General features: G+C 72.1%; 20 protein-coding genes and 1 tRNA gene. 14 read left to right on the forward strand and 7 right to left on the reverse strand.

What is annotated here, in order from left to right; all coding sequences use genetic code 11:
- Positions 1-110: 110 nt before the first annotated feature.
- The 3 genes from A6A08_RS02135 to A6A08_RS02145 all read left to right on the forward strand — a co-directional run bounded on the left by A6A08_RS02135 (position 111) and on the right by A6A08_RS02145 (position 2,612).
- Positions 111-186: transfer RNA gene (locus A6A08_RS02135), tRNA-Lys, on the forward strand.
- A gap of 730 nt (positions 187-916) precedes the next feature.
- Positions 917-1,165, forward strand: a complete 249-nt coding sequence (locus A6A08_RS02140; RefSeq protein ID WP_073700771.1) for a hypothetical protein — start codon at positions 917-919, stop codon at positions 1,163-1,165.
- 292 nt (positions 1,166-1,457) lie between these two features.
- On the forward strand, positions 1,458-2,612 hold the full coding sequence (locus A6A08_RS02145; protein WP_073700772.1) for an undecaprenyl-diphosphate phosphatase: 1,155 nt from the start codon (positions 1,458-1,460) through the stop codon (positions 2,610-2,612).
- A gap of 61 nt (positions 2,613-2,673) precedes the next feature.
- Here A6A08_RS02145 and A6A08_RS02150 read toward each other — a convergent pair whose 3' ends face one another.
- The gene (locus A6A08_RS02150) at positions 2,674-2,925 is read right to left on the reverse strand and encodes a hypothetical protein (protein ID WP_073700773.1); all 252 of its coding nucleotides are present in this window, start codon (positions 2,923-2,925) and stop codon (positions 2,674-2,676) included.
- 496 nt (positions 2,926-3,421) lie between these two features.
- Here A6A08_RS02150 and A6A08_RS02155 point away from each other — a divergent pair, with 496 nt between their 5' ends.
- The 8 genes from A6A08_RS02155 (at position 3,422) to A6A08_RS28480 (ending at position 9,950) form a co-directional block, all read left to right on the forward strand.
- Positions 3,422-3,859, forward strand: coding sequence for a hypothetical protein (locus tag A6A08_RS02155; RefSeq protein ID WP_073700774.1), 438 nt, complete (start codon positions 3,422-3,424; stop codon positions 3,857-3,859).
- A gap of 502 nt (positions 3,860-4,361) precedes the next feature.
- Positions 4,362-5,165: an ABC transporter ATP-binding protein gene (locus tag A6A08_RS02160; RefSeq protein ID WP_073700775.1), complete on the forward strand. Its 804-nt coding sequence runs from the start codon at positions 4,362-4,364 to the stop codon at positions 5,163-5,165.
- Between the two features lie 14 nt (positions 5,166-5,179).
- Entirely contained in the window at positions 5,180-6,025 is an 846-nt protein-coding gene (locus tag A6A08_RS02165) for an ABC transporter permease (protein ID WP_073700776.1), read from the forward strand.
- An 8-nt stretch (positions 6,026-6,033) separates the two neighbouring features.
- A complete protein-coding gene (locus A6A08_RS02170) occupies positions 6,034-7,143 on the forward strand; it encodes an ABC transporter substrate-binding protein (protein WP_073700777.1) in 1,110 nt (369 codons plus the stop codon).
- A gap of 136 nt (positions 7,144-7,279) precedes the next feature.
- Positions 7,280-8,374: an LLM class flavin-dependent oxidoreductase gene (locus A6A08_RS02175; protein ID WP_073700778.1), complete on the forward strand. Its 1,095-nt coding sequence runs from the start codon at positions 7,280-7,282 to the stop codon at positions 8,372-8,374.
- 293 nt (positions 8,375-8,667) lie between these two features.
- Positions 8,668-9,003, forward strand: a complete 336-nt coding sequence (locus A6A08_RS02180; RefSeq protein ID WP_073700779.1) for a DUF2795 domain-containing protein — start codon at positions 8,668-8,670, stop codon at positions 9,001-9,003.
- Between the two features lie 285 nt (positions 9,004-9,288).
- Entirely contained in the window at positions 9,289-9,483 is a 195-nt protein-coding gene (locus tag A6A08_RS02190; protein ID WP_073700781.1) for a hypothetical protein, read from the forward strand.
- Positions 9,484-9,554: 71 nt separating this feature from the next.
- The gene (locus A6A08_RS28480) at positions 9,555-9,950 is read left to right on the forward strand and encodes a hypothetical protein (RefSeq protein WP_242422056.1); all 396 of its coding nucleotides are present in this window, start codon (positions 9,555-9,557) and stop codon (positions 9,948-9,950) included.
- Between the two features lie 46 nt (positions 9,951-9,996).
- On the opposite strand, the gene A6A08_RS28485 is transcribed toward A6A08_RS28480, so the two are convergent.
- Positions 9,997-10,431 carry a hypothetical protein gene (locus A6A08_RS28485; protein ID WP_242422057.1) on the reverse strand — a complete coding sequence of 145 codons (435 nt, stop codon included), beginning with the start codon at positions 10,429-10,431 and terminating at the stop codon, positions 9,997-9,999.
- Here A6A08_RS28485 and A6A08_RS28490 point away from each other — a divergent pair.
- Together A6A08_RS28490 and A6A08_RS02200 are read left to right on the forward strand one after the other, a co-directional pair.
- Entirely contained in the window at positions 10,418-11,272 is an 855-nt protein-coding gene (locus A6A08_RS28490) for a CdaR family transcriptional regulator (RefSeq protein WP_242422058.1), read from the forward strand. The genes A6A08_RS28485 and A6A08_RS28490 overlap by 14 nt on opposite strands.
- A 71-nt stretch (positions 11,273-11,343) precedes the next feature.
- A complete protein-coding gene (locus A6A08_RS02200) occupies positions 11,344-12,678 on the forward strand; it encodes an MFS transporter (protein WP_073700782.1) in 1,335 nt (444 codons plus the stop codon).
- 80 nt (positions 12,679-12,758) lie between these two features.
- Here A6A08_RS02200 and A6A08_RS02205 read toward each other — a convergent pair whose 3' ends face one another.
- Positions 12,759-13,637 (reverse strand): alpha/beta fold hydrolase, encoded by an 879-nt coding sequence (locus tag A6A08_RS02205; RefSeq protein WP_073700783.1) that lies wholly within the window; start codon positions 13,635-13,637, stop codon positions 12,759-12,761.
- A gap of 231 nt (positions 13,638-13,868) precedes the next feature.
- On the opposite strand from A6A08_RS02205, the gene nhaA reads away from it, so the two are divergent.
- Positions 13,869-15,140 carry a Na+/H+ antiporter NhaA gene (gene nhaA, locus A6A08_RS02210; RefSeq protein WP_073700784.1) on the forward strand — a complete coding sequence of 424 codons (1,272 nt, stop codon included), beginning with the start codon at positions 13,869-13,871 and terminating at the stop codon, positions 15,138-15,140.
- 79 nt (positions 15,141-15,219) lie between these two features.
- On the opposite strand, the gene atzF is transcribed toward nhaA, so the two are convergent.
- The 4 genes from atzF to A6A08_RS02230 all read right to left on the reverse strand — a co-directional run bounded on the left by atzF (position 15,220) and on the right by A6A08_RS02230 (position 23,167).
- Positions 15,220-16,947, reverse strand: coding sequence for an allophanate hydrolase (gene atzF / locus A6A08_RS02215; RefSeq protein WP_073700785.1), 1,728 nt, complete (start codon positions 16,945-16,947; stop codon positions 15,220-15,222).
- A complete protein-coding gene (gene uca, locus A6A08_RS02220) occupies positions 16,947-20,615 on the reverse strand; it encodes an urea carboxylase (RefSeq protein WP_073700786.1) in 3,669 nt (1,222 codons plus the stop codon). The genes atzF and uca overlap by 1 nt, the downstream gene beginning before the upstream one ends.
- A gap of 50 nt (positions 20,616-20,665) precedes the next feature.
- Positions 20,666-21,379 carry a GntR family transcriptional regulator gene (locus A6A08_RS02225; RefSeq protein ID WP_242422059.1) on the reverse strand — a complete coding sequence of 238 codons (714 nt, stop codon included), beginning with the start codon at positions 21,377-21,379 and terminating at the stop codon, positions 20,666-20,668.
- 222 nt (positions 21,380-21,601) lie between these two features.
- Positions 21,602-23,167 carry a DASS family sodium-coupled anion symporter gene (locus A6A08_RS02230; protein ID WP_073700788.1) on the reverse strand — a complete coding sequence of 522 codons (1,566 nt, stop codon included), beginning with the start codon at positions 23,165-23,167 and terminating at the stop codon, positions 21,602-21,604.
- Positions 23,168-23,376 lie beyond the last annotated feature (209 nt).

A 23,376-nucleotide genomic window follows, 5' to 3' on the forward strand; every position in this document is an offset into this window, starting at 1 on the left:
CGGCGGCGGCCCGGATCCTCCGCGCACAAGCGTGTTCACTGCTCCACAGCCGTTGTGGCGCTGCGGTAGAGTTGTCCCCGGTGAGGCTCCGGCAGTGCCCGGAACCACACGGGGCCTTAGCTCAACTGGCAGAGCAGCGGACTTTTAATCCGCGGGTTCAGGGTTCGATCCCCTGGGGCCCTACCACACGAGACCCCAGTCCAGGGCGTGTCCATCACCGCCCCCGGCCTGGGGTTTTCTTATGCTTTGGAACTCGAAGGAGTCCCATACACGCTCCCCTCCGCACGGAGACCGGGAGCGAAGGGGCCGGCCACGAAACGAACCACTCCCTGATCGACCCCGCGGTCCCCGGCGACGGAACCGACGGTCTCGGTTCGGCGCCGACCCGCGTACGGCCCGGCGCCTACTCGGCCAGGCGGGCGCGGCGGTCCGGTTCCGGGGGGCCAGGGCATATCCGGTCACCGCCGGCCGTGGGCCGGATTTCGTGCGCGACGGGCAGAGGGCTGTGATGACCGGGACGACGGTGGCGCAGCCGCGGCTGCCGGCCGGTGCCCGACCGGCGCGACGCTCCCCAGCGTGGCTGTACGGCCCCGGGGCTCCCCGGAAGCGAGCCCCCGGCCAACCCCGGTGCCGGATCAGTGCAGCAGCGGTCAGGCCGCGTCGCGGAAGGTGCGGACGGCGGTGGACCAGGCGCCGCGGGACCCGGCCCACTCGTGGCGGAACCGCTGTCCGTCCGTGAGGGGCGGCGGTTCGTCCAGCGGGTAGGTAGGGGCCGTGAGCGGGCGCACCGAGACGGACAGGTCGGACCGCGACCGCGCTCATGGACCCGGGATCGGGCGGCGGTCCGCTCCTCTCCTGTCGGCCGGCAGACGGCACGCCCGGCCCGACCCCTCACCGACCCCGTAGGAGGCACCCCGTGAGCACCACCTCGGTCACCACCACAGTGCAGCTCTCCATCAGCCAGCCCGACGCCGACGACGTCAAGGCCTTCTGGCGGAAGGACAACCCCGAACTCCTGGCCCTGGCCCTAGTCGACGTGGCCCCCGGGGTGACCCTGCACCTGCACGACGACGTCCGTGACCGCCCCTACCTGGACAAGCTGATCGCGACCCTGTCCGAGGTGCGCGACCACATGTCCGAGCGGTCCCGGGACCAAGGCGCCTGAACCCGACCGGGCAGGGTCACGGCGGGGCCGGCGTGGTGGGGCTCCGCACCCGTCCGCGGTCCGGCTCCGCGCGGGCCCGGCGGGTCCGCGTCGGGCCCGGACCGGGTGTCCGCCGCGGCCGGAGCGGGTCCCGGCACGTACCCTGACCGCCCGCGTTCCGCTCCTCGATGACATGCCGATCCGGAGTTCTCAGTAAGCTTCGTGGACCGTCCCCTTTCCCGAGCGCGCCTCGCCGTGCCCGTGACAGTCGTCGCCCCGTTGGCGACCGAAGCAGCCTGGAGCAGACTCTGCCGTGTCCATCTTCGAAGCAATCATCCTTGGCCTGGTCCAGGGACTGACCGAGTTCCTCCCGATCTCCTCCAGCGGGCACCTGCGCGTGGTGTCGGCGCTCTTCGGCTGGCCCGACCCCGGCGCCGCGTTCACCGCCGTCAGCCAGATCGGCACCGAACTGGCCGTACTGATCTACTTCCGGGAGCGGATCTGGGCGATCCTGTCGACGTGGACCCGGTCGCTGTTCAAGCGCGAACTGCGAAGCGACGTCAACGCGCGCATGGGCTGGTACGTCATCCTCGGATCGATCCCCATCGTGGTCCTCGGCCTGCTCCTGGAGGAGCAGATCGACAGCGTCTTCCGTGACCTGCGCCTGGTCGCGCTGAACCTCATCGTCTTCGGTGTGATCCTCGGCGTGGTGGACAAGTACGCACGCAAGCACCGGGACCTGGAGGACCTCAACGTCCCCCGCGGCCTGACCTTCGGGCTCTTCCAGGCGCTCGCCCTGATCCCGGGCGTCTCGCGCTCGGGCGGCACCCTCACGGGCGGGATGCTGCTCGGCTTCAAGCGCAAGGAGGCGGCCGAGTACGCCTTCCTGCTGGCACTGCCCGCGGTCTTCGGCGCGGGCGTGTACAAGCTGACCGACATCGGCGGCAACGAGTACGCCGGGTGGGGCGCCACCATCGTGGGGACGGTCATCGCGGGCGTCGTCGGCTTCGTGGTGATCGCCTGGCTGATGCGCTTCATCTCCACGCACAGCTTCATGCCGTTCGTCTACTACCGCGTCGGCCTGGGCATCCTCATCCTGGCCCTGGTGAGCTGGGGCACGCTCGACCCGCAGGGCGGCGCGGAGTCGCAGCCCGCCGAGAGCGAGATCGTCAGCGAGGACCGGGGGCCCCAGGGGGAGCAGGAGCCCGAGCCCGCCGCCGACCCGTCCCCGGAGCCCTCGGCCCAGCCCTCCGAGGAGCCCTCCGAGGAGCCCTCCGAGGAGCCCTCCCCGACCGTCGACCCGGTGACCGGCTGGGAGATCGACCCCGAGGTGGGGCTTCCGCGCAACCCCGACACCGGCCTGTACCACGACCCGGACCTGGGGATGGACGTGGACTACAACCCCTCGACCGGCATGGCCACCAACCCCGTGACCGGGGAGACCTACGACCCCAGGGCCGCCGGGTAGCGCCGGCCGGACAGACCCGTGCGGGGCCCGGCCGGGAGTACGGCCGGGCCCCGCGACGCGTTCAGCCGCCGAGGTTCCTCACCGCGGTGTCCAACCGCCGCGCGAGGGTCTCGGCCTCCTCCTGCGTCGGTTCCCCGCCCTTGTCCGGCACGAGGTCACCGCGTTCGGCCACGCGCAGCGCGCCCTCGTAGCCCGGATCGTCGAGTTCGGCCGCGTCGACGACCTCGGCCCGGCCCCGATGGACGATCAGCACCGGGTCGCCGTCCTGCGTACTCAGCAGCCGAGCCACATGCTCGGCACGGACGATCTCCACCACTGCCTCCTGGTCGCTGGTTCGCCAACACCTGCTCCCCCTCTGCCCGGGTACGGCGACCAGGAACATCCCGGGACGCGTGCGGGCCCCTTCCGCTCCCCGCCCCGGGACCGACCACCATCCCGACCGGGGAAGACGGAATTCACGGACCCGATATCCCCACCAGGTGAACAACGGGTGACCTCAAGGTCCGGGTCCTGGGTGAACACCGCCTGAACTGGCGCTACTCCAAAACGGGAAGAGGGCGAATTCCGGGGCCGCCTTCTCCGCCCTTTCCCATTACCAGCGAGTAACCTCGGGACCCTCCGACCGGGGCCGCAGGAGACACCGGGAGGGCCCGCCACACCGGTCCTCTGTCACGTGAACCGGCGGATGTGAGCCACAACACGAATGTTTCGGAAAAACCCAGGTCGGAGTGCCCAGGAACCCCGCCCCACAGGTGCGCGCAGATAACCACGGTACTTGTGTGATCTGTGTGCATTAAAGTTTCCTTGTTATGGGGCATTCAGCGAGAAGCCCGTCGCCGGAGGACATAACACGACCGGCTCGGCAGGGCAATACGGAACTCACCAGGGCACTCTCCGCATACCTGGGAATCAAGCTCACTCCCCGTGAGTTCACGCTCGCGGACGGAACACGGATCGGGGTCGACTGCGCCGACGGAAGCCGGCCGACCGTCCTGGCCCAGTTCTCCCCCCTGCACGGACCGGTCAAGTCGGCGCAGCGCAACAAGGTCATCGCGGACGCCTTCAAGCTCGTCTGGCTGCGCGACCGCCACTTCCCGGACGCACGCGTCCTCCTGGTGCTGGGCGAGCCCCTCGCCAAGCTCTTCGGGCGCGGCGCCTGGCTGCCCGCGGCGTTCGCCACCCACCGGATCACGGTCGTCATCGCCGATGACGAACACAGAATCCGCACCCTCGATATCAGTATGTGATCAACGCTTCATAACGTGTTAATAAGCAATCTCTAACATTCGACGCGTCAACGATCCCCGCGGGCCGTCGACATGCTTCTTCCGCCCGCTCTCCATCGAAGGTCCCCGGCTCCCCATGCCCGGAGACAGCTGTCTGGAGGGTGTCCCATGGGTTCTCCCCATGCGGTCGTGCTCACCGGCGTTCCCGGCCCGCGTACCGGAACGGCCCCCCGCGTCCCCGCCGCGTCCCCGGCCGGGCCGCGCCGTGCGTTCCGCTCCGGTCCCGTGCCGCCCGGCCTCCTGCTCAGCCGATGACGCCCCACCCCGGTGACCTGCGCGCTCCTTTTCACTCCTCCAGCACCTATTCACCACGAAGACACGGTGTGCGATCATCCGATCGCACTTTCCAAGGAGCAGGTATGGCATCCCCACACCCCGGCCGTCCGGAAACGACCGGAGCCCGCATGGTCCCGAACGCCCCCGCGCACGTCCGCGTGCCCCGGCTCGCAGGCATGGACGCCGCGTGAGCGACGACCGGATCGAGGTACGCGGCCTCACCAAGACCTACGAGGGCGGTGACCCCCGCCGCCCCGCACTCGACCGCATCGACCTGGACATCCCCCGCCGCCGCTTCGTGAGCCTCATCGGCCCCAGCGGCTGCGGCAAGTCCACCCTCCTGCGGGTGATCGCCGGCCTGGAGGACCACGACACCGGCAGCGTCACCGTCTTCGGCTCCACGCCCGTGCGCATGTGCGAGGCCAAGGCGGTGGGCCTGGTCCCCCAGACCCCCGCCCTGTTGCCGTGGCTGAACGTGCGGCGCAACGTGGCCCTTCCCTCCAGGGTCAACCGCCGGGCGGGGCGGGGCAGCGAGGACCCCGACCACCTGCTGCGCATGGTCGGCCTGGAGGACGCCGCCCGCAGGTACCCCCACGAGCTGTCCGGCGGGATGAAGCAGCGCGTCGCCATCGCCCGGGCCTTCGGTCTGCGGCCCGACCTGCTTTTGATGGACGAGCCCTTCTCCGCACTGGACGAGTTCACCCGCGAGGCGCTCCAGCTCCAGCTCCTGGGCCTGTGGGAGCGGATGTCCACGACGGTCGTGTTCGTCACCCACTCGGTGCGCGAGGCGGTCACCCTCTCCGACGAGATCGTCGTGATGTCGGCCCGGCCCGGCCGTGTGCACGAGGTACTGCCCGTCGGCCTTCCCCGTCCCCGTGACGGGGCCGTGGTGACCGGGCCGCGCATGCACGCCCTGGAGGACCGGGTCCGCGCTTCCCTGCAGTCCGCGTGGGAGGCCGGGGCCACCCCAGAGGACCTCGTCCACCAGTGAGAGGAGGAGAGACCATGGCCACCAGTACACCCGTGCGCTCCCGCTCCGGCGGTGAGGCGCCCGCGCGCCGCCGCGGCGCGCGCACCCGCGGCTCCGCCCTGAGACCGGGCGTGTGGCTGCCCACCGCCGTGGCGGTGGTGCTCGTCGGCATCGCCTGGTCGGCGACCGCCGCGGACCAGCCCTACCTCCTGCCGCCGCTGGCGGAGGTCGGAGCGATCCTCGTCGAGGATCCCCTCCTGTTCCTGGCCAACGCCTGGTCCACCCTCAGCATCGCCCTGCTGGGCGTGGCCTGCGGCGCGGGCACGGCGTTCGTCCTCGCCCTGCTGATGTCGGAGGTCCCGGTACTGCGGCGCGCGATCATGCCGCTGGCGGTGGTCCTGAACGTGACCCCCGTCGTCGCGCTCGCCCCCGCCCTGGTCGTGGCCTTCGGTTTCGGTATGACCCCCAAGGTCATCGTCACCGCGATCATCACGTTCTTCCCCGTGCTCATCAACGTGACCACCGGCCTGCGGTCGGTGTCCGTCCCCGTCCTGCACGTCTTCTCGACCCTGCACGCCTCCCGCATGGAGGTGCTGTTCCGGCTGCGTGTCCCCAGCAGCCTCCCCTACACCCTCGCCGCGCTGCGGGTGGTGTTCCCCCTGTCCATCGTGGGCGCCGTGGTCGCCGAGTTCGTCGCGGCCGGGTCCTCAAGCGGGCTCGGCACGATGATCCGCAACTCGGCCGCGACCGCCCGGTTGGAGTACGTCTACGCGGCCGTCGCCTGCCTGGCCGTCATGGGCGTGCTGATGCTCGCACTCATCACCATCCTCGAACGCAGGCTGCTGTTCTGGCACGAGTCCCAGCAGCGAACCACCTCCTAAGGAACCCCATGAGCACCCCACCCTCGCATCCCCACGCCCGACGCATACGCCCCGTCCTGGCGACCGCCGCGGCGTCGGCCCTCCTCCTCACCGCGGCATGCGCCGGAGGGGAGGCCGCCGAAGACGCTCCCGAGGTCGCCGCCGTGATCGACGAGGAGCGCTGCGAGACCAACCAGGCGGCCGGGACGATCACCTACATCACCGGCTACCAGTACCAGGCCTCCGTCAGCATCCTGGAGGCCGTCGCGGCCGACGCCCTGGGCTACTTCGAGGCCGTGTGCCTGGACGTGGAGATCCAGCCCGGCAGCGGCGACACCATCGGCAACTCGCAGCTGGTGTCCGCGGGCACCGCCCACTTCACGTCCCTGGGCAACGAGGCCGAGGTCCTGCAGGCCAACGACGCCGGGCACAACGTCGTCGGCGTCGCCACCTACGGGCACGTCCCCATCGCCAGCCTCCTGACCGGTACCGACATCAAGGAGCTCAAGGACCTGGAGGGCACCACCCTGGGCCACAAGGGCATGCTGCCCGCTCCGCTGGAGGCCATGCTGGTCGCCGACGGCGTCAACCTCGACGACATCGAGATCGTGGAGGTGGGCTACGACCCCAGCGTGCTGCCCCGCGACCAGGTGCAGGCGCTGACCGCGTTCCGCTCCAACGAGCCGTTCCTGCTCGCGGACATGGACGAGGACTACAACGAGTGGCTTCCCGAGGACTACGGGATCGTGGGCTCGTTCGGCGTGATGGCCACCAACCCGGAGTGGGCCGACGAGAACCCGACGGTGGTCGAGGACTACCTGCGGGCGCTCTCCCAGGCCTTCACGTACTGCCAGGACAACGGCGAGGAGTGCGTCGGGTACGCCGCCGAACTGGCCGAGGCCGGGTACGACGTCGACCACAACCTGCGGATCTGGAACGCCGAGAGCGAACTGGTCAACGCCTCCACCCCCGACGACTCCACGGTCGGCTACATCGACCTGAGCCTGACCGAGGCCGAGGGCCGGACGCTCGTCGACAACGGCCAGCTGGACAAGCTGCCCGACGTGGAGCCCCTGTTCGACCCCCGCTACCTGGAGGCCGTCCACGTCGCCACCGAGGTGTCCTGGCCCGGCCAGTAGGCACCGGAGGGGCACACACGAGGACCGCGCCCCCGGAGCCGCGCACGAAGCGCGCAGCGCGGGACGCACGAGCCTGCGCGGCACGGGGGCGCACCACGCGCACAGCGCACGAGAGCAACGAACCGAGGAGCCAAGGATGGCAGCACCAGGCGGGCCTCCGGCCGCCGACACCGAGTACGGCATCTTCCTGCCCATCGGCAACGGGGGGTGGATCGTCTCGGAGACCGCACCGCACCCGGAGGCGACCTACGAGTACAACAAGAAGGCCGCGGTCCTCGCCGACGCCTACGGACTCGACTTCGTCATGTCCATGGGCAAGTGGCGCGGCTACGACGGTGCGACCGACCACTGGGGGCGGACCCTGGAGTCGATGACGATGATGTCGGGGCTCGCCGAGGCCACCGAGCACGTCAAGGTGTGGGCGACCGTCCACACGAACCTGTTCAACCCGGCCATCGCCGCCAAGATGTACACCACGCTCCAGGACATCAGCGGCGGCCGTGCCGGGATGAACATCGTCGTGGGCGCCTACGCGGACGAGTTCGCGCAGATGGGCCTGTGGCGGGAGGACCTCGGGCACGCCGACCGGTACCGGTACACCGAGGAGTGGACCACCCTCCTCAAGAGGCTGTGGACCGAGGACTCGGTGACCCACGACGGCGAGTTCTTCCGGCTCGACGACTGCCGCTCCCGCCCGCACCCCTCCCCGGCGCCGGCCCTGATCAGCGCGGGCCGCTCCGACACCGGCCTGGACTTCCAGGCCCGTCACTGCGACGGCTCGTTCCTGACCGCGCAGGACCTGCCCGGCCTGCGCGACGCCAGCCGCGACGTCAAGGAGCGCGCCGCCAAGCGGGACCGGAGCATCAAGACGTACTCGATGCTCACCGTGATCATGGCCGACACCGACGCCGCCGCCGAGGAGCGGAGGCTGACGTACGGGCGCGGCGCGGACGTCGACGCGATCGTCAACCTCAAGCTGTCCTGGGGCCTGCCCCTGGACAAGGCCCTGTCGCTGACCTCCGAGAGGCCCGAGGACGAGGCGTTCCAGACGCCGTTCGTCACCGGATCGCCCGAGACGGTGGCCGGGCGGATCCGCGAGATCGTGGAGTACGCCGAGCTCGACGGCCTGATGCTGATCTTCCCCGACTACCACGCGGACATGGTGGAGTTCGGGGAGAAGGTCCTGCCCCTGCTGCGCCCGGACCGGGGAGCGGAGGCGGGGCGGAGCTGACGGGCCGCCCCACAGGGCCGTCCGGCCGCACGCGGCGGTGATCCGCCCGCGGGACTGACGGCCCTGTGTTCTTTCCGTGCCTTCCGTGTCCTGTGTGTCCCAGCGGTTCCACGGCGGCGGGCCCGCCGAGGCCACGGGACGGCGGGTCCCGCGGCCTTCCCCGAGGCGGCGGGCCCGACGGTTGGGCTCGTCCCGATCGGGTAGCAGCCTCCGTGTCCTGGCAGGTCAGGCCGCTCGCCACCGCTTACCGGCGCGGAGCGGCCCGGCCCCCGCACGAGACGGAAGGGACCGAGATGAGCGTCAAGCATGGGATCGAGGGGCTGCAGGCAATCCTGGGCGAGGTGGACTTTCCCGCGGGCAAGGACCGGATCGTGGAGCACGCCCGGAACGCGGACGCCGACGAGGAGCTGCTCAGCGCCCTGCGGGCGATTCCGCCCGCCGACTACAACCAGCCCGAGGAGGTACTGCGCTCGGTGCCCCTGCCCCGGTCCGACACGGACTCCCATCCCGAGTCCGCCCGCGCGCAGCACCGCCGGGAGCACGGCAAGCCCGGTATGGCCGAGTCGATGAAGGAGACCAGGCCGGTCAACCCCATCGAGGAGGAACTGGGCGAGAACCGCAAGGCCTGACCCGCGCACCGCGGGACCGCCCCGGATCCGGTACGGCCGGGTACACCGGGGCGGTGGGCCCGGGGTGGTCCATACGCTCACGGACCATGCGCGTGATCTCCTGTTCCTCCAGCTGCTGGCAGCGCCGCAGCATGTCGATGGGAACCAGGGCCGCGTTCTCTCTGCCTCGCCTGGTGATCATCGTGCCTCCCCTGGTCCCCGTCACCTTCCGAAGGCCCACCGGAGCTGGCGACCGTCCTGGACTCCGGCGGCCTGACCCCAGGGGATCCCGCCACCGACCTGGCCGTGGCCTGGCTGCTGTTCGACGCCCCCGGCCGCGCCGCCTTCCCTGCCCGGCTGGCGGAGCTCTCCCCTGCTGACTCCGACACCTGGGACCGCGCCCGCGCCTGGGCCCTCCTCTTCGGGAGCCTGCTGTACGCCTCCGGCGACGCACCCCTGACGTCGGTCGGCGCGCACGCACTCGAACAGGTGCTCGCCTGATGCAGAGCCGCACACCCGTTCTGAGGACGCACAATAGTGTTCTGGCAGGAGAACCGACCCCGGGGTGCAACGTGGACGAGAACGGCCTGACCGTCAGGGCCCTGATGGAGGCGCTCGACAAGGCCGTCCACGGACTCGCCGCCGCGCCCCGGGGACTGGACGACGTGGTCGGCTCCGTGGTCGTGGCACGCGACGGCGTACCGGTGCCGGAGGGTGCCCTCGTCGTGGTTCCGCCGGAGGGCGCCGAGAACCTGCTCGCACGCCCCGAACCGCTCGGAGCGAGCGCCGTGGCCGCCGGGAACGGGGACGCCGACCGGCTGCGCCGCCTCGGGCTGCCCGTGCTCACCGTGGTCCCCGCCATCGGTCCGGACGAGTTCGCCGCCTCGCCCGGTCGGCCCTGGAGGCCGCCGCCACCGAGTCCCGGCACGGTGACCTGTTCTCCCTGGCCCAGACCGTCGCGACCCTGACCGGCGGCATCGTCAGCGTCGAGGACACGGCCGGCCAGGTCCTGGCCTACTCCGCCTCCGAGGAGGGCGCCGACGAACTGCGCCGCCAGACCATCCTCGGCGGGGGCTGTCCGGAGTCGTTCCTGGCGCACCTGCGCGACTGGGGGGTCAACGAGCGGATCCGGGCCGGTGAGGTGGTCGAGGTCGCCGAACGCCCCGATTTGGGCGCCGCCGCCTCGTGGTGGGTGTGCGGGCGGGCGACCGCGCGCTCGGCACCATATGGGTACAGGCGGGCGACCGTCCGCTGGCGGACACCAGCCCGCAGGTACTGCGCGGCGCGGCGCGACTGGCCGCCGTGCACGTCATGCGCGCCCACAGCGAGGCACGCAGCACCGGCCGGGACACCGAGGAACTGGCCGTGGGACTGCTCACCGGCGCCTTCGACACCGACGCCCTGGCCCGCCACCTGGGGGCCGACCCCGGTCGCGGTGGTCGCGCTCACGCTGGGGAAGGGCGAGGCGCACCCGCACTGGCGGCTGGACCACGCGGCGGAGATCACGTCGGTGTACGCGGCGGCCTACCGCCGGGAGGCCCTGGTCATCCCCGCCTGCGGCCTGCTGTACGTGCTGCTCCCCGCGGCCTCGGGGCAGGCCCCGACCACGTGGACCGGGGATCTGGTGTCGGTCCTGCGGGAGAACCTGGGCACGCCGGTCCAGGCCGCCGTGGCGGGCGTGGCGCCGAGGATGCGCGCGGTGCCGTCGTTGAAGAAGACCGCCAGCCGCGCCCTGGAAGTGATCGCCGACCGTCCCGAGCAGCCGGTGACCACGTTCGAGGAGGTCCGCTCCTCCGTGGTGCTGCGCGAGCTGCTCGACACCCTCGCCGAGCACCCGCGGCTTCGGGACGACCGGCTCGACGCCCTGGACGGCGAGCAGCGCCGGTCGCTGTCCGTCTACCTGGACGCCTTCGGTGACGTCTCCGCGGCCGCGGAACGCCTGCACGTCCACCCCAACACGCTGCGGCACCGGATCCGGCGGATCCGCTCGCTCACCGGACTGGACCTGGACGACGCGGACCAGCGGCTCCTCGCGGCGCTCACCCTGCGATCCTGGCCGCGGGCACCGCCGGAAGACGGCGCGCGCAGCGGCCACGACGGCGGTCCCGGCCCCGTTCACGGTCGCGGCCCTGGTGCCGGTGCCGGTCAAGGTACGGCTCCCACGAGGTCTCCGTACGGTCACGGCGTTCCCGCCCGGGCTTCTCCGGGCGACGGAATTGTCCGAAGCGACACCGCGGCGCCGCCCATGTCATCCGATCCGACAACGGTGGCGCGCGCCACGCCGATCTAGGCTCCCGCCATGCTCGCGGGTCCCCTCCCCTGGTCCGCGAGGTCCCGACCCCCGACCCAGGAGCCCCGCACATGAGTGTGGACACCACCCGGGAACGGCCGCCGAGGGCCAAGATCCTCGCCGCCAGCCTGACCGGAAGCACGATCGAGTGGTTCGACTTCTTCCTCTACGGCACCGCCGCGGCCCTCGTCTTCGACGAGCTGTTCTTCCCGTCGGAGGACCCGTTCGTCTCCCTGATGCTGTCGTACCTGACCTTCTCGCTGACGTTCTTCATCCGTCCGCTGGGCGGCGTGCTCTTCTCCCACATCGGCGACCGGATAGGCCGCAAGAAAACGCTGGTCATCACGCTGTCCCTCATGGGCGGCGCCACCATGCTCATCGGCCTGCTGCCCACCTACGAGAGCGTCGGGATCCTCGCACCGATCCTGCTCGTGGTGCTGCGGATCGTCCAGGGCATGGGCATCGGAGGCGAATGGGGCGGCGCACTGCTGCTCGCCTACGAGTACGCCCCGAGGAACCGGCGCGGACTCTTCGGCAGCGTGCCGCAGATGGGCATCACCTCGGGCATGCTGTTGGCCAGCCTGGCGCTGACCCTGATGTCGCTGCTGCCCGACGAACAGTTCGAGACGTGGGGCTGGCGCGTACCGTTCGTCGCCAGCGTCCTGCTGGTGCTCCTGGGCCTGTGGATCCGCTCCGGGATCGACGAGACCCCCTCGTTCCGCAAGGCCAGGGAGGAGGGCGGGGTCGCCAGGCTGCCGGTGGTGGAGACCTTCCGGTTCCACTGGCGGGCGGTGCTGGTCACCGTCGGCGCCAAGGTCGCGGAGACCGCCCCGTTCTACATCTTCGGTACCTTCGTGGTCGGCTACGCGACGGGGACGCTGTCCTTCGACGACACCACCGCGCTCAACGCCGTCACCGCGGGGGCGATCGTGGCCACCGTGTGCATCCCGCTGTCCGGACGCCTGTCGGACACCTTCGGCAGGCAGAGGGTGTACCTGGTCGGCGCGGTACTGCTGGCCCTGTTCACCGTGCCCTACTTCCTCATGCTGGACACCGGCGTCCCGCTGGTGCTCGTGCTGGCCACCGTGCTCGGCCTGGGCGTCTTCTGGCCCCCGGTCACCGCGACCATCGGCACCCTGTGCTCGGAGATCTTCTCCACCCGGGTCCGCTACACGGGCGTGACACTCGGCTACCAGATCGGTGCAGCCGCCGCGGGCGGCACCGCGCCGCTGATCGCCACCTGGCTGCTGTCCCGGTTCGACGACTCGTGGATGCCGATCGCGGCCTACATGGCTCTCACTGCGGTCGTCTCCATCGTCGCCGTGTCACTGGCCCACCGCGCCTCCAACGCCGAGGAGCGGCACCTGGCGGGTACCGAGGAGGGCGGGGAGAGGGCCGGGGCCTGACCCCCTCGGGCGGCGCGGGCCGTCACCGCCGAGGCGGTCCGGGAGGGACGGCCGGGGCCGCCCCTCCCGGACCGCCCGGGTCAGTCCACCGAGCGCAGCAGTTCGGCGACCCGCTCGGGCTGCTCGATCAGGGCGAGGTGGCCCGCGCCCTCCATGACGGCCACGTCCGCGTCCAGGAAGCGGCGGGCCGGGCCGTGCAGGCGCGCGGGCGAGTAGAACACGTCGTGGGAGCCGGTGGCCACGATGACCGGGGTGTCCTCCCAGGGGCGCAGGTACTCCAGCGGCAGCGGCCCCGGGGCCAGGCTGGTCCGGCAGTGGCGGCCGACCAGCGTCATCCATCCGGCGTAGGGGTGGGTGCCCGCGGTGACGTATCCGGGTCCGCTCATGAAGTTGAGCAGGCGGGTGCTCTTGTCCTCGCGCGGACCGATCATCCACGGCAGGGCGACCCGCATCAGCTCCGGGCTCTTGGCCGCCGTGGTCAGGCCCGCCGGGCCGACCAGCACCAGGGCGCGGACCAGCGGCGAGGGCTTCGCGGCCAGGGCGACGGCGGCGCCGAGCGAGTGGGCGAGCACGGTGACGGGCCGCTCGGTGAGCTGCGGGAGCACCTCGTCGAACCAGGAGCCGTAGGCCGAGGCCCGGTCGCTCCTGGGGCGGACGCCGGCGCTGAGGCCGGGTTGCCCGGGCAGGTCGACCAGGACGACCTCGCGGTCCCGGGCGATGACGCGGGCGGTGTCCACCGAGGTCGCCGAGTTGAAGTTGGTCCCGCTCAGGACGAGTACCGGCGTGGCGTCCCCGCCGGGGGCCCGGAAGGCGCGGGTGGCGCCGAGGGCGGTGTCGGCCTCGGGGAGCGCGGTGAGCTCCGGCCAGTCGTCGAGACGTCGCTCACACCAGGCACGGATCTCTCCGGCACCGGTCCGGGAGCGGTAGACGCGCACCCCTTGCGGGTTCGAATCGGGCATGGGCCACCTGTTTTTCGGGGTAGGCGACAGCGACCGCCGACCAGTCTTCCCGGCACACCTGCGCAAGACTGTACTCACCGGTTCCCCGGGCGCGCCATCAGGACCGGACACATAGCCCCTGGACTGGACATTTACCGCACCTTCGGCGAGCATGGGCGAGGCGCGCTGGCGCCTAGGTGTGCCGGGAAGACTGGTCGGCGAGTCCTTCAGTCGTATTCCCGAAAGGTGCCTATGAGCATCGACCCGATCGAGCACGCCCAAAACCCGGGAGTGCTCTCCCGCTTCGCCGACTCGCTCCGCAGCGACAGCGTCGGCGGTTTCCTGCTGATCGGCGCCGCGGCCATCGCGCTCGTATGGATCAACTCCCCGTTCGGTGAGGTCTACGAGCACCTGCGCTCGATCACCTTCGGGCCGGAGTTCCTGCACCTGGACCTGACCCTGGAGACGTGGGCGGCCGACGGCCTCCTCGCCGTCTTCTTCTTCGTCGTCGGCAACGAGCTCAAACAGGAGTTCGTCCACGGCGAGCTGCGCAACCCCAGACGTGCCATGCTGCCGATCGTCGCCGCCATCTGCGGCATGATCGTGCCCGCCGTGATCTACGCCGCGATCAACATCACCTCTCCCCAGACCGTCCAGGGCTGGGGTATCCCGATGGCGACCGACATCGCCTTCGCCCTCGCCATCCTCGCGGTGATCGGCCGCGGGCTGCCCGTGGCACTGCGGACCTTCCTCCTGACGCTGGCGATCGTGGACGACCTCGGCGCGGTCATCGTCATCGCGGTGTTCTACACCTCGGGCATCAACTTCGTGGCGCTGCTGGCCGCCGCCGCCGGCCTGGTGGTGTTCTGGTACCTGCAGCGGGGCAGGGGGCTGGCCGCAAAGCTCAACGCGTCGGTGGTCCCCAACTGGCTGGTCTACGTGCCCCTGGCCGCGGTGATCTGGTTCCTGGTCCACGAGAGCGGCGTGCACGCCACCATCGCGGGCGTGGCGATGGGCCTGCTGATGCGCACCGACAAGCTGCCCGGGGAGGCGCACGACCCCAGCCACGGTGTGGAGCAGCTGCTGCGCCCCTGGTCCGCGGGGCTGGCCCTGCCGATCTTCGCCTTCTTCTCCGCCGGCGTGGTCTTCGACGGCTTCGGCGAGGTCGCCACCGACTCGGCGGCCCTGGGCATCATCGCCGGCCTGATCCTCGGCAAGGTGCTCGGCATCGCGGGTGGCTCGTGGCTGACCACCAAGCTGACCAGCGCCGAGCTCAACCCCAGCCTGAGCTGGATCGACATCGTCGGCATGTCGCAGCTGGCCGGTATCGGCTTCACCGTCTCGCTGCTGATCAGCGAGCTGTCGTTCCTGGGCGCTCCGGAGCACCTGGCGCACGCCAAGACGGGCGTGCTGGTCGCCTCCCTGATCGCCACCCTCCTGGCCACGGGCATCCTGGGCTTCCGGGCCAGGCACTACCGGAAGCTGGGCCGCCCGGTCGACCCCACGGACCTTCCCGCCGAGTAGGCGGACGCGGGCAAGGACGCGACGGCACGGGCCCGCCGCTCCCGGCGAGGACCACCGGGGGCGGCGGGCCCGTCGGCGTTCAGCTCCTCCCCGAGGCGAGGTGGGCGAGCCAGCCGCCGTGGTGGCTGATGTCCTCGGCGTCCTCGGCCGCCGCCGGGTCGCAGGCGAAGCCGACCACCGTGCGGCCGTCCGCCAGGGTGAGGGCTCCCAGCGACATGGGTGCGGGCAGGGCGGCCAGGAAGGCGCCGAGTCCCGCCGGGGAGATCCGCCAGACCTCGCAGCGCAGGGAGGTGCCCCGCCCGGTCGTCCGGAGCACGCCGGGCCTGGGCGGCACCGCCGCGGACCGGTCGTCGGGGGCGCCGGTCCCGGGCAGGGCGACCATGCGGTAGTCGGCGCTGGTGAGCGCCTCCTCGACGAACCGTGCGCCCAGGTCGGTGAGCTGGTGGTTGAGCGGCTGACCGCGCAGGTGCGCGCCGAACACCGCCAGCTCCACGCCCGGCGCGGGGTAGGCCTCCCCCGGCTCCTCCCCGAGCAGGCCCGCCGCCAGATCGACGGCCACCTGGTCCTCGAACGCGCGGGTGAGGACGCTGACCCCGAAGGGACGTCCGTCGACGGTGCCGACGGGCACCGCCACCGCGGCCATGTCCAGCAGGTTCACGAAGTTCGTGTACGTGCCCAGGCGCGAGTTGGCCTCCACCGGGTCGGCCGCCACCTCCTCCAGGGTGGGGTGGCCGACCGTGGTCGGCAGGAGGAGGGCGTCGAACCCGTGCAGGATCCGGCGGGCGGCGGCCCTGTGGGAGGCCAGCCTGTGCTGGTCAGTGGCGAGCCGGTGGGCGGGGATCCCCTCCGCCTCCAGGATGATCGCGGAGACGGTGGGGTCGGACCCCTCGGGGCGGTCGGCCAGGAACTCCCCCACGGCGGCGTAGCGCTCGGCCACGAGCGCACCGTCGTAGAGCAGACGCGCCGCCTCCAACAGGGGGGACACGTCGACCTCCGCCGTCCGCGCCCCGAGGGCGCGCAGCGCGTCGACGGCCTCCCGGAAGGCCGCCCGCTCCCCGTCCGCGAGCGGCGCCAGCGCCTCGTCCTGGGGCACCGCCACACGGCTCCCGGGCCGGGCGGCGAGCCGCACGTCGGCGGGCCAGTCGCGGCTGGACGGGTCTTCGGGCTCGGGGCCGGTCATCACGGCCAGGGCGGCGCGGCCGGAGGCCAGGTCCCGGGAGAACACGGTGACGCAGTCGTAGGGGCGGGCGGCGGGGACCACACCGGAGGACGGGACCAGGCCGAGCGTCGGTTTGAGTCCGACGAGGCCGTTCAGGGCGGCGGGCACCCGGCCGGAGCCGGCGGTGTCGGTGCCCAGGGCGATGTCGGCCATCCCCAGGGCCACGGCCACGGCCGAGCCCGAGCTGGACCCGCCGGAGATCCGCTCCGGGTCGCGGGCGCCCCGGACCGCGCCGTGGGGGCTGCGGGTGCCGACCAGCCCGGTGGCGAACTGGTCGAGATTGGTCTTGCCGAGCACCAGGGCGCCCGCGTCCACCAGCCTGCGCACGCACGGCGCGCTCTCGGCGGGGGTGAACGCGTACCCGGGGTGGGCCGCCGTGGTGGGCAGGCCCGCCACGTCGATGTTGTCCTTGACCGCCACGAGCGTTCCCGCCAGCGGCAGGTCCTCCCCTGAGGCGAGCCGGTCCTCCAGCGCCCCGGCCTCCGCGGCCAGCTCCCGTTCGGGGCGCAGGGTGATCCAGACCTCGGGCCGGTCGGCCTCGGCGATCCGGCGGTAGGCGGAGCGGACGCGGTCGGTGGGAGCGGGCATCAGACGGACCCTCCTTGTGCGATGACGGCCATGGCGCTCCCCGGTTCGAGGTGCTGGCCCGGTGTGACGAGGATGTCCGAGACCCTTCCCGCTCCGGGGGCGCGGACGACGACCTCCAGCTTCATGGCCTCCAGGCGCACGAGGGGCTGCCCCTCCTCCACCATGTCGCCGGGAGCCGCGTCCACCTTCCAGACGGAGGCGGACAGGGGCGCCTCGACGAGGCGTGCGCCGGGCGGCAGGTCGGGCGCGGCCGCGGCGACGGGCACGGGTTCGGGTCTGTCCTCGAACTCCCCCGAGGCCTCCCAGGCCCGCCGCTCGGCCTCGAAGGCCGCGGACCGGCGGCGCTCGAACTCCCCGATGGAGTCGGCGTTCTCGGCGAGGAAGCGCTCGTGGTCGGCCAGGACGAACTCCCCGTCCGCGACGGCGAGTTCGTGGCGTCCGGCCAGCAGGTCGGCGCGGATGTCCAGGAGTTCCTCGTGGCCCACGGGGTACCAGCTGATCCGGTCGAAGAACCGCAGCAGCCACGGGGTGCCGGATTCGAACGGGCCGTACTGGCGCAGCCCGGACCAGATGGGGACCGTGCGTCCGATGAGCTGGTAGCCGCCGGGGCTCTCCATGCCGTACACGCACAGGTAGGCGCCGCCGATGCCGACCCCGGCCTCGGGGGTCCAGGTGCGCGCGGGGCTGTACTTGGTGGTGACCAGGCGGTGGCGCGGATCGAGCGGGGTGGCCGCCGGGGCGCCCAGGTACACGTCTCCCAGGCCCAGGACCAGGTAGGAGGCGTCGAAGACGGTGTCGCGGACCTGGTCGACCGAGTCGAGGCCGTTGATCCGGCGGATGAACTCGATGTTGTCGGGGTTCCAGGGCGCGTCGTCGCGCACGCCGGTCCGGTAGCGGGCGATGGCCTCGTGGATGGACGGGTCGTCGTAGGACATGGGCAGGTGCAGGGTACGGCTGGGAACCCGCAGCCGCGAGGTGGGCGGCAGTTGCCCCTCGATCTCCCGGAGCAGGCCCAGGAGGGTGCGCAGCGGCAGTACCCGGGGGTCGGTGTGCAGGTGCAGGGAGCGGACGCCGGGGGTGGAGTCGACGATGCCGGGTGGCGCGGCCCGGTCGAGGGCGGCCATGAGGGCGTGGACGCGCATGCGCAGGCCCAGGTCCAGGGCCATGGGCCCGTACTCGACGAGGAGGTTGTCGTGGCCGCTGCGCCGGTAGGTGACCTCCGGTGTGCCCTTGCCTGCCGGGACGCGGGCGAGGACGCCGTCGTCACCGTCCGCTCCGCTGCCGCGCAGGAGCGCGGCGGCCGCGGGGGCGGTGTGGATCCTCTCGGCCGCGGCCTCGGTCACGGGGTGGAAGCGCACGGTGTCGCCGGGGCGCAGTTGGCCGACCTTCCACCGGGAGCCGCTGACCACGGTGACGGGGCAGACGAACCCGCCCAGGCTGGGGCCGTCGGGGCCGAGGAGGACGGGTGTGTCGCCGGAGAGGTTGACGGCGCCGACGGAGTAGGCGGTGTCGTGGACGTTGGAGGGGTGGAGCCCGGCCTGGCCTCCGTCGGGGCGCGCCCAGGACTGCTTGGGGCCGGACAGGCGGACCCCGTTGCGCGCGGACTGGGGGTGGACCCTCCATGCGGTGGCGTAGAAGGCGGCGAGCCCCTCCCTGGTGAGGAACTCCGGTGCGGCGTGCGGCCCCTCGGACACCTCGACGTCCCAGTGGGAGCCCGTGCCGTCCGCGGGGCGCCCCGCGGCGGATCCCTCCGGAGAGGCGTTCTCCGGAGAGGGGCCCTCCCCCGGCGAGACGGGGAACACGGGCCGCTCGGCCTCGGGGACGGGCCGGGCCCCGGGCGCACCGGCGGGTTCGGGCAGGGCGCGGAGCACGTCCCCCGGGCGCAGGGCCCGGCCGCTGTGGCCGCCGTACCCCCCGGCGGTGAACGTGGCCGCGCTGCCCAGGTACTCGGGGACGTCCAGCCCGCCCCGGACCAGTACGTAGGTGCGCATGCCGGGCCCCCGGCAGGCCCCGACGTCGAGCAGGGCGCCCGCGGGGACCCGCACCGGCTCCCACCGGGCGACCGGAACGCCGTCCACGGTGACCTCGGCGGGTGCGCCGGTCACGCACACGGTGGTGTCGGCGGAGAAGCGCAGGGCGGGGCCCTCCATGGTGCACTCCAGCCCGGGGGCGCCCTCGGGGTTGCCCAGGGCCCGGTTGCCCAGGCGCAGGGAGAGGTCGTCCATGGCGCCCGACGGAGGGACGCCGACCTGCCAGTAGCCGGTGCGGCCGGGGAAGTCCTGGACGGTGGTGAGGGTCCCCGCCCGCTCCACCTCGATACGCGGCTCCCGGTCGCCGACCCCGGCGCAGGTGGCAGTGGTGTGTCCGAGGGAGCGGACGTCCTCGTGGCGGGCCAGGGCCCGCAGCAGGCCCAGGTTGGTCTGGAGCCCGTCGATCCGGACACCGGCCAGCGCGTCGGCGAGCCGCTCCAGGGCGTCGTCCCGGTCCTCGCCGCGCACGACGACCTTGGCGAGCATGGGGTCGTAGTCGCTGGTGACGCGCTGCCCGGCCTCCACCCAGCCGTCCACGCGCACCCCGGCGGGGAACTCGACCCGTGTGAGCAGGCCGGAGCTGGGCCGGAAGCCGTGGGCCGGGTCCTCCGCGTACACGCGGGCCTCGACCGCGTGGCCGATGGGGGCCGGTCCCTCCGGGGGGATCCCGGCGAGGACGTCCTCACCGCGGGCCAGGCGGAGCATCCAGGCGACCAGGTCCACCCCGGTGACCTCCTCGGTCACCGGGTGCTCGACCTGGAGGCGGGTGTTGACCTCCAGGAAGGACGCCTCACCGCGTTCGACGTCGTAGACGAACTCGACCGTTCCGGCGCTGCGGTAGGACACCCCGGCGCAGAGCTCGCGCGCGGCGCGGTGGAGTTCGGTCCGCAGCTCCTCGGGCAGGCCGGGGGCGGGCGCCTCCTCGACGACCTTCTGGTTGCGGCGCTGCAGGGAGCAGTCGCGGTCCCCGAGGGTGACCACCCCGCCGTGCCCGTCACCGAACACCTGCACCTCGATGTGCCTGGCCCGGGAGACGAAGCGCTCCACGAACACGCCGCCACCGCCGAAGTGGGTCTCGGCCGTCCGGCTGACCTGGTCGAAGGCGGCGCGCAGGGACTCCTCGTCGGAGCAGGGACGCAGGCCGATGCCGCCTCCGCCCGCGGTGGACTTGAGGATGACGGGGTAGCCGATGCCCTCGGCGGCGGCGACCGCCTCCTCCGCGTCGGCGAGGACGTCGCTGCCCGCGACCATGGGCAGTCCGGCGGCGGCCGCGGCCTTGCGCGCGGCGTGCTTGTCGCCGAACTCCTCCAGGTGGCGGGGCTCGGGGCCGACGAACACCAGGCCCGCGCTCTGGACGGCGTCGGCGAACGCGGCGCTCTCTGACAGGAAGCCGTACCCCGGGTGGACCGCTCCCGCCCCGGAGGCCGCGGCGGCGGCCAGGACGCGTTCGGTGTCCAGGTAGCTCTCGGCGGCGGGGGCGGGCCCCAGCCGGACGGCCTCGTCGGCGAGGCGGGTGTGGAGCGCGCCCGCGTCGGCGTCGGAGTAGACCGCGACGGTGCGCAGGCCGAGTGCGCGGGCGGATCGGATGACGCGGCAGGCGATCTCGCCGCGGTTGGCGACGAGCACGGAGTCGAACACGCTGGCTCTCCTTGGTCCGGGGGCTTGTGGCTGCGGTGCGGGGGAGGACGTCAGGGGGTGCGCGCGTGCAGCGCCATCTGGGTCAGGGCCCCCCGGGCGCGTTCCAGGACGACCTCCATGGAGGCGCCGACGTGCTCGTGCATGGCGCGGTGGGCGGCCTTCAGCTCGCCCGCGAGGAGGTGCTCGACGATCCCGATGTGCTCGTCGACGGTGGAGGCGATCCGGTCCTCGGTGAGGAAGTCGTACATGCGCAACCTGCGGATGCGCCGGTTGACGGAGACCAGGGACTCGGTCAGCGCCCGGTTCCCGGAGGCCCGGGACAGCGCGGCGTGGTACTCCTCGTCGAGGAGGACGAAGGAGGGGTCCGGCGGAGGCGGGTCGGCGCGTAGGGCCCGCCAGCGCTCCAGCTCGGCGGTGAGGACCGCGGGGTCGTGCCGGAGGCCGGGGTCCTCCAGGGCACGCGCGATGCCGCGCAGTTCGAGGGTGACCCGGAGTTCGTAGAGGTCGCGGAGTCCGGCGAGGTCGGGGACGGTGGCGTAGAAGCCGTTCTCACGCCGTTCGACCAGTCCGTCGGAGTGCAGGCGCGCCAGCGCCTCGCGTACCGGGGTGCGGGAGACGCCGAAGCGCTCGGCGAGCCGGACCTCGCCCAGCCGGGTGTGGGGGCCGGTCCTGCCGTTCAGGACCTCCTCGCTGATCAGGGCGTAGACCCTGTCGCGGCGCGAGGTCGCCGTCTTCTCCGTCGGCGGGTCGGGACGTGTATACATCCGTGTGTCCATGGGGACCGACGCTAGGAAGGGTGTGTTTCGGCGGCCCGCTTCCGGGATGAAGCGTGGGTTTCTCCGTGTTTCGACGTGTTTCACACCTGTTCGCGCCCTGGATCCGGGCACGACGCGACGGGCGCCGCGGCCCGGAACGGACGGAGGGGTCCGTCCGCCACCGGTGCCGCGGCGCCCGCGGTAACCGTCCGCCCTGCGCGGGCGGCGGCGTCAGAGGCCGATGCCCAGCGCCCAGCTCATGAGTCCGTACATCGCGCCGAGGATGAGGGCGATCGCGACGAGGTTCAGCCAGAGGCCGCCGCGCATCATCTGGCCGATCCGCACGTGGCCGGTGCCGAAGACGATCGCGTTCGGCGGGGTGGCCACCGGCAGCATGAAGGCCATGCTGGCGGCGAGGACGGCCGGAATGACGAGGACCATCACGTCGACGTCCATGCCGACCGCCACACCGCCCAGGATCGGCAGGAAGGTGGCGGCGGTGGCGGTGTTGCTGGTGAGCTCGGTCAGGCCGAGGACCAGGGCGGCGACCGCGAGGATGACGACCCAGAGGGGGACCCCCGCCAGGGCGGAGACCTGTCCGCCGATCCAGGTGCTCAGCCCGGAGGCGGTGAACTGCGAGGAGATGGCCAGGCCGCCGCCGAAGAGCAGCAGGACGCCCCACGGGAGCTGGACGGCGGTCTCCCAGTCCAGCAGGCGGGTCCCGCGGTCGGCGGGGATGAGGAACAGCGCGATCGCGGCGGTCATCGCGATGACCGCGTCGCCGAAGCTGCCCAGCCACGGGGCGGCGGAGGCGACGGCCTCGACGTCGGCCAGGACCGGGACGAAGATCCAGGAGAGCGCGGCGGAGGCGAAGACGGCGAGCACCATCTTCTCGGCGCGCGACATCGGGCCCATCTCGGCGAGTTCGCCGCGGATCAGGTCCTGCGCTCCCTCGACCTTGCGGGTCTCGGGGCGGAAGACGCGGACCAGGACGAACCAGGCGATGAACAGGAAGACCGCGGCCAGGGGGACGCCGGCCGCCATCCACTGGCCGAAGCCGATGTGGATGTCGTGGTTGTCGGCCAGGTAGGCGACCATCAGCACGTTGGGAGGGGTGCCGATGAGGGTGGCGACCGAGCCGATGGAGGCGGAGTAGGCGATACCGAGCATGAGCGCGGTGGCGAAGTTCGCGTCCGTCCTCCCGTCGCGGAACTGGGTGATGAGCGCGACGACCGAGAGGCCGACGGGCAGCATCATCACGGCGGTGGCGGTGTTCGAGACCCACATGGAGATGAACGCGGTCGCGATCATGAAGCCGCCGACGAGGCCGGCGGTGTTGGACCCGACCTTGGAGACGATGGTCAGCGCGATCCGCTTGTGGAGGTTCCACCTCTGCATCGCCAGGGCGAGCATGAAGCCGCCCATGAACAGGAAGATGGTGTCCGAGCCGTAGGACGGGGCGACGTCGTCCACGGACGTGCCCTGCACCATGACCGGGAAGAGCACCAGGGGCAGCAGCGAGGTGGCCGGGATCGGGATGGCCTCGGTGGCCCACCAGATGGCGATGAACGCGGTGATGCCCGCGACGGCGCGGCCGTTGGCCGCCAGGACCGGGTCGCCCTCCTCCCCCTCACCGAGGGGCAGGGGCATGTCCGGCATGAGGAAGTAGATCAGCAGACCGACCAGCGGACCGGCGACCAGTCCGATGACGCGGGAGCGGGGAAAGCTGTTCGCGGGCTTGCCGTCCTGTGTGGGCGACATGGTGTCCGGCGTGTCGACACCCTTCGGGGACGCCATGGATTCCTCCTGTTGCGGGCGACTGGGGGCGGGGTTCGCCCACCGGGGGAATCCTGCGTCTCACTGGGTTTTCCTGCTGGTTTCCCCCGGGTTACTCCGACTTGATACAGCGATGGTGGTGATCCCCCCCGGACGTGTCCAACACCTCACCCGAAACTTGAGGTTCCTCTGACATTGGGACACGGTGGGTCGGTGAGCTGGGACACAGG

The organism is Nocardiopsis sp. TSRI0078, assembly GCF_001905145.1.
GTDB lineage: Bacteria > Actinomycetota > Actinomycetes > Streptosporangiales > Streptosporangiaceae > Nocardiopsis.

What these genes read in the sequence shown, in the direction of transcription:
- A6A08_RS02155 (WP_073700774.1), top strand. Translation starts at nt 3,422, where the DNA reads ATGGGGCATTCAGCGAGAAGCCCGTCGCCGGAGGACATAACACGACCG.
- A6A08_RS02165 (WP_073700776.1), top strand. Translation starts at nt 5,180, where the DNA reads ATGGCCACCAGTACACCCGTGCGCTCCCGCTCCGGCGGTGAGGCGCCC.
- A6A08_RS02170 (WP_073700777.1), top strand. Translation starts at nt 6,034, where the DNA reads ATGAGCACCCCACCCTCGCATCCCCACGCCCGACGCATACGCCCCGTC.
- A6A08_RS02175 (WP_073700778.1), top strand. Translation starts at nt 7,280, where the DNA reads ATGGCAGCACCAGGCGGGCCTCCGGCCGCCGACACCGAGTACGGCATC.
- A6A08_RS02180 (WP_073700779.1), top strand. Translation starts at nt 8,668, where the DNA reads ATGAGCGTCAAGCATGGGATCGAGGGGCTGCAGGCAATCCTGGGCGAG.
- A6A08_RS02200 (WP_073700782.1), top strand. Translation starts at nt 11,344, where the DNA reads ATGAGTGTGGACACCACCCGGGAACGGCCGCCGAGGGCCAAGATCCTC.
- A6A08_RS02205 (WP_073700783.1), bottom strand. Translation starts at nt 13,637, where the DNA reads ATGCCCGATTCGAACCCGCAAGGGGTGCGCGTCTACCGCTCCCGGACC.
- nhaA (WP_073700784.1), top strand. Translation starts at nt 13,869, where the DNA reads ATGAGCATCGACCCGATCGAGCACGCCCAAAACCCGGGAGTGCTCTCC.
- atzF (WP_073700785.1), bottom strand. Translation starts at nt 16,947, where the DNA reads ATGCCCGCTCCCACCGACCGCGTCCGCTCCGCCTACCGCCGGATCGCC.
- A6A08_RS02225 (WP_242422059.1), bottom strand. Translation starts at nt 21,379, where the DNA reads ATGTATACACGTCCCGACCCGCCGACGGAGAAGACGGCGACCTCGCGC.
- A6A08_RS02230 (WP_073700788.1), bottom strand. Translation starts at nt 23,167, where the DNA reads ATGGCGTCCCCGAAGGGTGTCGACACGCCGGACACCATGTCGCCCACA.